Origin of the sequence: Asaia sp. W19 (assembly GCF_003994335.1) — a bacterium.
GTDB lineage: Bacteria > Pseudomonadota > Alphaproteobacteria > Acetobacterales > Acetobacteraceae > Asaia.
Genome location: NZ_PNQZ01000063.1, coordinates 63814 through 73875 on the forward strand (window position 1 = coordinate 63814; position 10062 = coordinate 73875).

Genomic DNA, 10062 nt, shown 5'->3' on the forward strand with positions numbered 1-10062 from the left:
GCCTGCCTGCCTGCCTGGCGGGTCGGGCGCAGCGCGCGCTTATTTCATGGGGAAGCCGAGCGTGCGCAGGGAAGACAGTATCGTATCACGCCCATGCAGGGCTGCCCGTGTCGCGATTCGCGCCGCCATGGTTTGGGACCATAGTCTCGGCGGCAGGCCCTGCTCCTTCTGAAAATCACCGTCGCGCGCGTCATGCAGTGCGATCAGGGACGCCTCATCCGCTACGCCATAATGCTCGTGATGGAGCACGACCGGTTGTGGCAGGCGCGGCTTGACGCTGGCCGGGCGGGACGGGTCGGGATAGCCGACGCAAAGTCCGAAGACCCCGATGCAGCGCGCGGGAAGACCGAGTTCGCGGGCGACTTCCTCGGGATGGTTGCGCAGACCGCCTATATAGACGGTTCCCAGTCCCGCAGCCTCGAGCGTGGCGACGGCATTCTGGGCAGCAAGAGCCGTGTCGATGGCGGCCAGAAGCGTGACCTCGGTATAGTCGAGCGCCTCATGGCCCTGGCCGGTCGCGCTGGCGACCCGCTCAAGGCGGGAGAGATCGGCCAGCCACACGAGGAAGACCGGTGCCTGGGTGATGTGGGCCTGGTTGCCACAAAGCTCGGCAAAGCGGGCCCGCCGCCCGGGATCGCGTAGCGCGACGACGCTCCAGGCCTGAAGGTTGCTCGAACTTGCGGCAGATTGCGCAGCAGCGATGGCGGCTTCGATGGTGCCCTCGGGCAGGGCGTCGGGCAGATAGGCGCGCACACTGCGATGGGTCAGCAATGAGTCGAAAACATCGGTCTGCGCTGCGGGTGTTTCTGCCAGCTCCGGGGGAGGGGCGGTACGATACCGTTGCTGCCAGAGGGTGGTGAGGCGATCGGTCATGACGGGCTCCACTTGGGGCCCGTCCGTGCAGGGGCAGGACGCAGCCTGTGGCGCGCCTGCCCGACGGGCCTTCAGGCGGGGTAGGTTAGGAGCGAATGAAGCGGTACGTCCAGCTTGTCGCGGCCGCCCAGACCGTCCAGCTCGACCAGGACCGAGGTGCCGACCACTTCGGCGCCAACATTCTGCAGCAGCCTGATCGAGGCCGAGAGCGTGCCACCTGTGGCCAGGAGATCATCGAGCACCACCACGCGCTGGCCCGGCTTTACGGCGTCTTCCTGGATGTGCAGTTCGTCCTGACCGTATTCCAGTCCGTATTTGAGCGCGATGGTCTTGCCCGGCAGCTTGCCCGGCTTACGCAGCATGATGAAGCCGCAACCCAGACGCATGGCGACCGGAGCGGCGGTCAGAAAGCCACGGCTCTCGATTCCTGCCAGCAGGTCGGGCTGCCACGGGGCGATGGCGCGCGCAAGACGGGCGGTTGCGATCTGCCAGGCATCGGCATTACGGATCAGGGTCGAGATGTCGTAGAACAGGATGCCCGGCTTGGGGAAATCCGGGATCTCGCGAATATACTTCTTGAGATCGAGTTCCGGCTGGTCGCCGTGCGTCACGTTCTGGGCCATGGTCCTGCTTCTCTTCCCTGGTTTACTGGAGCATCAAAAGGCGCGGCATCTAGCCGCTTCGGGTCGCAAAAGTAAATGTCGGGCCGCCCCAAGGCTCAGCCCTTGGACGCCTCTGCCGTCGTGATCGCCTCGAGCAGGGCAGCCCGACGGAATGGCTTGGGCAGGATCACGGCACCCGGTACCAGATCGTCACGCGACGAGGAATCGTCGAAATCACCCGAAATCAGGATCACGGGCAGGGCAGGGCTCGTATCCCGCAAGCGCAGGGCCAGTTCGGCACCAGAGCTGCCCGGCAGGTTCAGATCGGTGATCAGAAGACCGGGCATGGTGTTTGCGGCCAGAGCGAGCGCCTCGCTGGTCGAGGCTGCGCGCAACACGCCCCGGTCGAGGGTGGAGAGAATCGTTTCAACGATAAGGGCAATGGAATCGTCATCCTCCACAAGAAGGACAGGCGAATCGGGCATCTCTCAACTCTCCACCACGGGCGCTGCCGATTATTCGGCAGGCGATACGGATTTGTGGCCGTGGGGACGCAAAATGGCAAATACGCCCATCATCAGAGCCGCAAACAGCATCAGCGCGGCCATGGGCATGGGGGTATCTGCAGGCAGCAGTCCGATAGCCGTGCTGGCCAGTGAACCCAGCGCGTATTGCATGGTTCCTGCAAAGGCCGACGCGCTCCCGGCAAATTGAGACTGGTTGCTCAAGGCCCCCACCATGGAATTGGGGCCGATGATACCGGTCATGCCCAGGGTGAGCATCATGCAGCCCACAATCGGGATCAGCATGATCGGGCGGATGTGATGGGTCGGGCCCAGATACTGCTCAGCCAGCATCACCACGACCAGAAGCGCGATGGCACCAAAAATCGCGATGACCAGTGCCCAGCCGAGCATGGCCGAGGAACTGACACGTCCGACCAGAGCGCCGTTGATTTGTGACGAACCGATCATGCACACCGCGAACAGGCCGAACAGCATGCCGTAATGGGCGGGGGTAAAGCCGAAGATATGCTCGAACACGGTGGGAGCTGCCGTGAGGTAGGTGAAGGACAGGAAGCCACAGAAACCCCAGACCAGAGCATTGGTAATGAAGCAGCGCTCACGCGCGATGAAGAGATAGCGGTGCAGGAGCGAGAGCGGCCGCAACTCGCGACGGCTTTCGACAGGCAGGGTTTCGGGAAAGGCACGCAGCAGGAACAGCACGCACACCCCACCATAGACGGCCGACACCCAGAAAATGGCCCGCCAGCTGATATAGTCGAGCGCGATCCCCCCCAGCATCGGGGCGAGAATGGGCACGATCCCCTGAATGAGGATCAGCTTGGACATGAGCTTCGCGGCTTCGTTTCCAGTTGAGAGATCGCGCACGCAGGCACTGGGAATCACGATGCTGGCCGAAGCCGCAATGGCGGCAACGAGCCGGAAGACGCACATCCAGCCCATTGTGGTGGCCATGGCGCAGCCAACACTGCCCAGCGTGTACACGATCATGCCGATCAGCATGGGAATGCGTCGCCCGAAGCGGTCAGCCAGAGGCCCCATGCTGATCTGCCCGATAGCCAGACCGACCATCCAGGCCGAAAGCGTCATTCCGGCACTGCCCGCGGGGGAGTGGAGCGACCTTTCAAGCGCTGGAAAGGCGGGAAGATAGATATCGGTCGAAACCGGACCCACCGCCGTCAGGAACCCCAGAAGCAGGGGAAGCCAGCCAGGCATGACGACAGGGGTGGCCCGGGCAGGGTCGCCCCGCAATCCGGTGGCAGAGTTGTCAGAAAGAGAAATCCCGTCGGGAGAGGCCATGAGGCGCTCCTGCTGGATGATGGACTGCAAGATGTTAGACGTATGCCCTGTGTCGGACAGGTTCCGCGCTCTTCAAGCGCATCAGGAAGAAGGCGGTTTTTGGACCAGTCTCTGGCAATGAGGTGTCAGATATCGCAGCGCTCAGGTTTTTCAATGACTTTTTTCGACCCTGCCGGAAGAAAGTCACGCAGAGGGCACGACAAGGCCGTCACTTTACGTCGTCATTCCCGGCTTCTTGAGTCAACGTCGCGAGCGCACCGCCCTCTCTTCTGGCACGTGCCATGAGCAGCCATGCGAGAGCGGAGGAGCCCGCGAAAAGCGCAACGCCGAGCCCGATCTGTACGCCCTGCCCGAGTTGTGCACCGGCACCGATGAGGACGAAGACGAGGTTCTGGGGAATGGCGCCCAGAAACGTGGCCCAGCCGAAGGCGCTGATCGGCACTCCATAAAGCCCGGCGGCCACGGTCACCATGATGGCTGAGCCGACGGGCATCAGTCTCAGGGTCAGCACCGCCTGGAATGGGGTCTTTTCCAGAATATGCCCTATGAGCGCCAGACGCCCCTTGAAACGTGCCTGCCAGCGTGCGCGCTGCGCAGGCGAAGCCATGCGTCTTGTCCACAGAAAACCCAGGAGCGCTCCGGCCAGGCTTGCGGCGCTGGCCAGACCGAAACCCGCCAGGGCCCCGAAGACAAGACCAGCCACCACACAGAGTGCCTGACGGGGCAGGCCGAACAGGCTGTAGGGAATGCCGATGGCGAGGAATACGAGAGGCGCGAGAGGCTGATGCTTCCACCCTTCGATATAGGCGAGCAACGCCCGCGTCAGAGAGAACTCCCGCACGGCAAGGAGCAGAACCGTGACGAAAGACAGGGTCAGTGCGGGCTTCCAGAGGGCCTTGAATTGTGACTGACGGGCGGGGGAAGGGATGGGCAGAACAGGGCTCCATTCGGTGTGCACCGAGCGATTAGCAGTCCTTTAACGCCAGAGGAAGCACCCTATGATGCAGATGGGTAACAGTGGGTGACGATTCTGTCACCCGAGGGCAATTGTCACGCAGGTTTCGTTGCTGTTGGTGAACGTAACTGGTAGCCGGGGAGTAAGTTTCTGTTTGATGTCGTAACGATATTATCGACGTCGAGCAGCGACGCTCTGATCGTCAAGTGCCGAGGGAACCGCTACTCTATGTCGTCCAGTTTCACGCATCGCTGTCTTATGATGCTTCTCACAGGGACCGCCCTTGCAGGAAGCATTCAGGTCTCGACCGCCGCGCCGACCCGTCACAAGCACCATGCGTCCAGCCATCGGACGGCAAGCTCGGCTCCTGCCAAGGTTGCAGCCCCCGCTGCTGCGCCGGTTGCAGCGGCTGCCCGCCCGGCTCCTGTGCCGGTCATGGCGCAATCACAGCCTGAGGAAATCGCCGTGACAGGCCGAAGCAGCCGCAGCCGCCAGCCCGGTGGCGGTTTGCTGCGTGTCGAGACGGCTCCCAAGGCCGTGCAGACCATCACGCATGACTTCATTGCCAAGCTGGCCCCGAGCGTGAACCTGCAGCAGGTCATCGCCATGATGCCGGCCGCAAACGTGACGCAGGCCGACCCGTTCGGTCTCTATACGGGCCAGACCAATGTCCGTGGTTTCGACACCACCGAAATCGGCTGGCTTCTTGATGGCGCGCCGCTGAACGATATCGGTGGCGGTCAGTTCTATGCCAACGAAGTACTGGAATCCGAGAACCTCGAAAGCGTCTCGATGCAGCCGGGCTCGGTCAATCTCGATACCCCGGTGCTGAGCGCCTCGGCCGGTATGACGACCATGACCATGAGCAATCCGACGCATCGCTTCGGCGGGGTGATGGATGTGTCTTTCGGCTCGTTCGACACGTTTCGTGAATTCATCCGTCTGAACTCTGGCGATATCGGCAATAGCGGCGTGCGTGCCATGTTCGCCTTCAGCCATACCAAGGGCAACACCTGGCGTGGCCCCGGTCAGGCCGAGAAATACCATTACGATTTCAAGATGGTGAAGGATTTCCGTAACGGAAGCCATACCGGTCTGACCGTGGCCTATAACGACCAGACCAACGATTTCTATCTGGCCCCCAATCTCAGTCAGTGGCGTACGACAGGGTATTCGACCAATTACGCGACGGATTATGCTGGTCCGAATGCAGCAGGCGCAAATTACTACAAGCTGCACGTCAACCCGTTCGAAAACGTGGTTGCAGCCCTGCCGACTCATATCGTCATCACGCCCAAGCTGACGCTCGAGGACTCGCTGTATTTCTGGCACGGCATCGGCAACGGCACGGGTGCTTCGGTCATCAATGCCTCGAGCTATATGGGCAACCAGGCCGTCAAGCTCGATCTGGGTGGTGCCAAGAGCGCTCTGGCGCTGGCTCCGTCGAACCAGGAGCAGTTCCGCACCGGCAACACCATCTCGCTGCATTACAAGCCCGATCATCACCACGATATCTCGCTGGGCTGGTGGTACGAATATGCCAACCTGTACCAGTACTCGCCTTATGGCATCGTGAACCAGGCGACCGGCGAGGCGAACAATATCTGGGGCACGACCGACATCATCAAGACGACCACGGGACAGCCTTTCCGCGCCCGTGACTTTCTGTCGCTCACGCAGGTGAACATGATCTTCATCGGCGATACGATGAAGTATTTCAATGACCGCCTGAACATCCAGATCGGCTTCAAGGAAGCGATGGTCACCCGTCGCATGTACAACTACACGCCGGGTACGCAGTACAACCGCAACCTGCACACGCCCGAGCCGCTGCCCCAGATCGGCATTGCCTGGAACTTCAACAAGCAGCACCAGATCTATGTGTCGGGCAGCACCAACTTCAAGGCGCCGTCCAACACCTCGCTGGTCGATTATTACAACACGGCAGGCAGACAGACCCAAAGAGGTGGACCGTCCAAGCCGGAATACACCATCCAGGAAGAATTGGGTTACCGCTATAACGGTGAGCTGATTGTCGGCTCGATCTCGTTCTTCAACTACAACCTGACCAACCGTCAGCAGACCCTCAATTACTATGACGGGACGGCAGGTGCCAGCTATAGCCAGACGGTCAATGCCGGTGGCCAGACCACGCGCGGCGTCGATATCCAGATCGCCACACGTGCCTGGCACCACATCCGCCCCTATGCAACGTTCGAATATCTGCACTCGACCATTGATAACAATATTCGCGTGAATAACGACCTGCTGCCGACGGCTGGCAAGATCGCCATCCGTTCGCCGTCCAAGCAGGCCAAGTTCGGCCTCGATTATGACGATGGCAGCTTCTGGTTCTCGGGTCAGGTTATCTACGTTGGCAAGCAATATGCCAGCTTCATGAATGACAGTTCGATCCCGCAATATGTCACGAACCAGGTGGGTATCGGCTACCGCTTCAAGAACCATGGTTTCATGAAGTCGCCGCAGATCCAGCTGAACATGACCAACCTGACGGGCGCCAAGTTCCGCAACGGCGTGTATGGCTTTACCACCAACCTGAACCCGACCAAGGGTGTGTATGGCACCATGATCGCTTCCGGTGGTCAGCCCTCCTACTACCTGAACCCGCCCTTCTCGGCGATGGTCACCCTTTCCACGGGGTTCTGATCATTCCGCAAGGGGGGCCACCGTCCAGCCAAAATGGCTGGCGGTCGGTTCCGGGGCGATCTCGCATTGCAGGCCTCTGCGGCCTGCATTCACGAAGATCGTTTCCTGCTCAAGCGCGTGTCGGTCCAGAAGGACGGGCACGCGTTTTTTTTGTCCGAACGGGCTGATACCGCCCGTCTTGTAGGCGGTCAGGCGTTCGGCATCGGGCGGGGCCATCATGGCAGCCGATTTGCCCTTCAGAGCAGCGGCGACCGCCTTGAGATGCAGCTTGTGATCCGACCGGATGATCGCGCAGGCAGGTTTGTCCTTGTCCACCCAGACCATCAGCGTCTTGAAGACACGTTCAGGCGAGACGCCGAGCGACTCTGCCGCCTGCAATCCCTTGCGGCTCGCCTCGGGGTCATAATCATGCGCGTGCAAGGTGTAGGCTATGCCCTCTTTCTCCAGCAGGACGAGGGCAGGGGTCTGGCCAGAGACGGGCTTCATCGCAGGGGCTCCATGAGACGTGTGATTGTGTCTCATCAGAAAACCGCGCTACCTGTCTGTCAAATCGTCCCGCAATCGCGCCCCCGTACCGTTCTCCGGCAATAGTGTATCAACCCTGTTCGACTTCCACGGGTTGAGGCAGCGGCTTGCGGCGCAGAAATGCCAGCACATTACCCAGCAGGATCAGCACCAGCCCCGCCAGCATCGGCACAGACCAGGTCACCTTTTCGAGGAATGCCGACATGCCGAGGGCAATGACTGGTGAGAGAATGGTCGCATAAGCGGCGCGATCCGCTCCGATGCGCCGCACCAGTTCGAGATAGAACAGAAACCCGGCGACCGAGCCGAACAAGGCAAGGTAGAGCAATCCGCCCAGCCAGCGCGTCGTGAGGGGGAATTGATAGCCATGACCTGAGAGCGGGATGACAACGGCGAGCAGTGTGGCACCGCAAATCATGCCCCAGAAAATGGTATTGGTGAGACTCAGATCGAACCCGGCCAGATGGCGCGAGAGCATGTTCCCGCAGGAAAACAGGAACGTCCCCAGCAAAGCGAAGCCCATGCCCGCAAGCATCAGGTGCCAGTTTTCATGAGCCATATCGCCGGCCAGAAGAAGGGCCACGCCACACACTCCCAGAAGCCCCCCGGCCAGCACGCGCATATCCGGTGTCTTGCGGAAGAACAGCCAGAGATTGAGCGTGTTGAACAAGGTGGCCATGCTGAAGATGACTGAAACTGTCCCGCTCGGCAGATAGAGTTCAGAACTGTAGATGCCGAGAAAGTTGCAGGAGAACAGGCAGGCACCCATGCCCGCGATCCACGGCCATGCCGCTTTGGGTGGTACACGCAGCTTGCCGGTCAGGGCCAGACCGGCCCCGATAAGCGTTGCCGAGAGAACGAAGCGCCAGAAAATGGCCACGTCGGCAGTCGTTCCGCCAATCTGGAGATGAATGGCGAACCAGGTCAGCCCCCAGAGGATGACAACGGCGAAAAACAGGAAGGGGGCCATCGATGCGCTTTCTTGATCCCGGAGACAGGGGAAACCTACCTTATGGGATCGCTCTCTCCGGAAAAAGAGCAGCTTATGACGAAAACGTCATATTTCATGCGACTTTGAGCCGGATGACGCGTTGTGAAACCCGTCCTGCCAGCGCCAATGCCGCTGAGACCTTGGCTCCCTGAGGGGCAGTGTCTCTGAGGCGTAAGGCCAGACGGCAGAACCTGGCAGAAAGGAACAGTGTCATGAGTTCATTCACGGACAAGGTGAGCGGCACCGTCAAGCAGGTAGTTGGCTCAATCAAGGAAGAAACCGGCAAGCTCACCCATAACGAGAGACTGGAGGCCGAAGGCGCTGCGCAAAATCTCGAAGGTAAGGCCGAGAAAACGAAGGGCGATGTGAAAACCGCCGTCAATAACGGCATCGATAGCGTCAAGGAAGGCCTCAACAAGCTCTGAGGTTTCCATGAAATCCGCCTCGCACTACTCCCCGAGGCGGATTTCTCCTGCCTGATCACCTAGCAGATCAGAAGCGTAAGGGCCGATATCGCCAGCAGGCCTCCCATGAAGCGATTGATCAAAGCGGTATGGCTTGACATCACATTAAGACGATACAGGGAAAGCCCGAGTACCGCCCAGCCGAGCTGAGACGCGAGTCCAATAACAAGCTTTATGCCTATCATGAGCGCCAGCGTCCGTAACCAGTGCGGGCCTTGGGGAAGATAGGCTGTGCCGGTCGTCAGCGCCATCATCCATGCTTTTGGGTTGGACCAGCAGAGCAGGAGCGCCCGGCTCCAATGAGGCAAAGCATTTTCAGACGTTGCGTCGGGACGCTGACAGGCAACCGACCAGGCGAGATAGAGCATCCAGCCGGCACCCAATGTCCCGAGTGCTCGGGTAAGAACGGGCATGGGCTGCAGGATAATGCCGCCGCCGATTGCGCCGACAACAAGCATTGCGCCGAACGCCAGGGTAATAGCTGCGATGCTCGGCAGGGTACTCCTCAGCCCGGAGCGTCCGGCAATGGTCATGATCAGCAGATTATTCGGCCCGGCGCTTGCAGAGCTTGTCAGCGCGAAGACCAGAAAGGAGGCGATAGCCTCACGGGAGAGGCCAAGGGAAGTCTCGAGGGGGAAAGTTGCTTGCATCGAGGGAGCACCGTGTCAGGGCCACGCGGCAAGACCTCAAAATGTCCCGCCGTAGAGGCGGGGTTGGGAGAGGGCCTAGCAGAAACTCTGCACACGCACCCGCTCGACCCTGCCTGTGCAGGAGACGGGTACGACGACGGAGAGAAGCTGCTGTGCCATGGAAAGATGAGCCTAGCGGTATCCGGGGCACTCGCAAGAACGCGCATGCACGCTGAGAGAGGAAAAATCTCTTTTTTTGGATTAATTTGTTTGTGGTGTGTTGGTTGATGGGGGGTGGGAATCGGGATTGGCCTATGATTGGCGTGGGTTTTGGGTGTTTTGAGGAAGTGTTTGACAACCCCCCCTGGTTTCCGTAAAAGCCCGTTCACCGCAGCGGACGACGCTGGGGTGGCTGCCTGAAAGACTGAGTAAGATCAGTAGTTTAGGCAGGGTTCTTTGAAAATTGAATAGGAATGGAAGGGATATGTTGGCGGCGCTTTGGTGTTGTCTGAACCAGTGGTTCTGATGATGAG

The 10062-nt window shown here is 60.2% G+C and carries 10 protein-coding genes; 2 read left to right on the forward strand and 8 right to left on the reverse strand.

The window, feature by feature from the left end:
• Positions 1-39: 39 nt before the first annotated feature.
• The 5 genes from C0V97_RS12875 to C0V97_RS12895 all read right to left on the reverse strand — a co-directional run bounded on the left by C0V97_RS12875 (position 40) and on the right by C0V97_RS12895 (position 4256).
• Positions 40-873, reverse strand: coding sequence for an NADPH-dependent oxidoreductase (locus C0V97_RS12875; protein WP_127102990.1), 834 nt, complete (start codon positions 871-873; stop codon positions 40-42).
• A 71-nt stretch (positions 874-944) separates the two neighbouring features.
• Positions 945-1496 (reverse strand): adenine phosphoribosyltransferase, encoded by a 552-nt coding sequence (locus C0V97_RS12880; protein ID WP_127102991.1) that lies wholly within the window; start codon positions 1494-1496, stop codon positions 945-947.
• Between the two features lie 95 nt (positions 1497-1591).
• Complete coding sequence (locus C0V97_RS12885) at positions 1592-1960, reverse strand: response regulator (protein WP_127102992.1); 369 nt, start codon at positions 1958-1960, stop codon at positions 1592-1594.
• Positions 1961-1990: 30 nt separating this feature from the next.
• Complete coding sequence (locus C0V97_RS12890; RefSeq protein WP_336763783.1) at positions 1991-3298, reverse strand: multidrug effflux MFS transporter; 1308 nt, start codon at positions 3296-3298, stop codon at positions 1991-1993.
• Positions 3299-3506: 208 nt separating this feature from the next.
• Positions 3507-4256: a TVP38/TMEM64 family protein gene (locus C0V97_RS12895; RefSeq protein ID WP_127102993.1), complete on the reverse strand. Its 750-nt coding sequence runs from the start codon at positions 4254-4256 to the stop codon at positions 3507-3509.
• Between the two features lie 255 nt (positions 4257-4511).
• On the opposite strand from C0V97_RS12895, the gene C0V97_RS12900 reads away from it, so the two are divergent.
• Complete coding sequence (locus C0V97_RS12900) at positions 4512-6920, forward strand: TonB-dependent receptor (protein WP_158625421.1); 2409 nt, start codon at positions 4512-4514, stop codon at positions 6918-6920.
• On the opposite strand, the gene ybaK is transcribed toward C0V97_RS12900, so the two are convergent.
• Complete coding sequence (gene ybaK / locus C0V97_RS12905; RefSeq protein ID WP_127102995.1) at positions 6921-7406, reverse strand: Cys-tRNA(Pro) deacylase; 486 nt, start codon at positions 7404-7406, stop codon at positions 6921-6923.
• 109 nt (positions 7407-7515) lie between these two features.
• Positions 7516-8415 (reverse strand): DMT family transporter, encoded by a 900-nt coding sequence (locus C0V97_RS12910; RefSeq protein ID WP_127102996.1) that lies wholly within the window; start codon positions 8413-8415, stop codon positions 7516-7518.
• 233 nt (positions 8416-8648) lie between these two features.
• On the opposite strand from C0V97_RS12910, the gene C0V97_RS12915 reads away from it, so the two are divergent.
• Positions 8649-8861, forward strand: coding sequence for a CsbD family protein (locus C0V97_RS12915; protein ID WP_127102997.1), 213 nt, complete (start codon positions 8649-8651; stop codon positions 8859-8861).
• Positions 8862-8920: 59 nt separating this feature from the next.
• On the opposite strand, the gene C0V97_RS12920 is transcribed toward C0V97_RS12915, so the two are convergent.
• Positions 8921-9550 (reverse strand): LysE family translocator, encoded by a 630-nt coding sequence (locus C0V97_RS12920; RefSeq protein WP_127102998.1) that lies wholly within the window; start codon positions 9548-9550, stop codon positions 8921-8923.
• Positions 9551-10062: the final 512 nt, after the last annotated feature.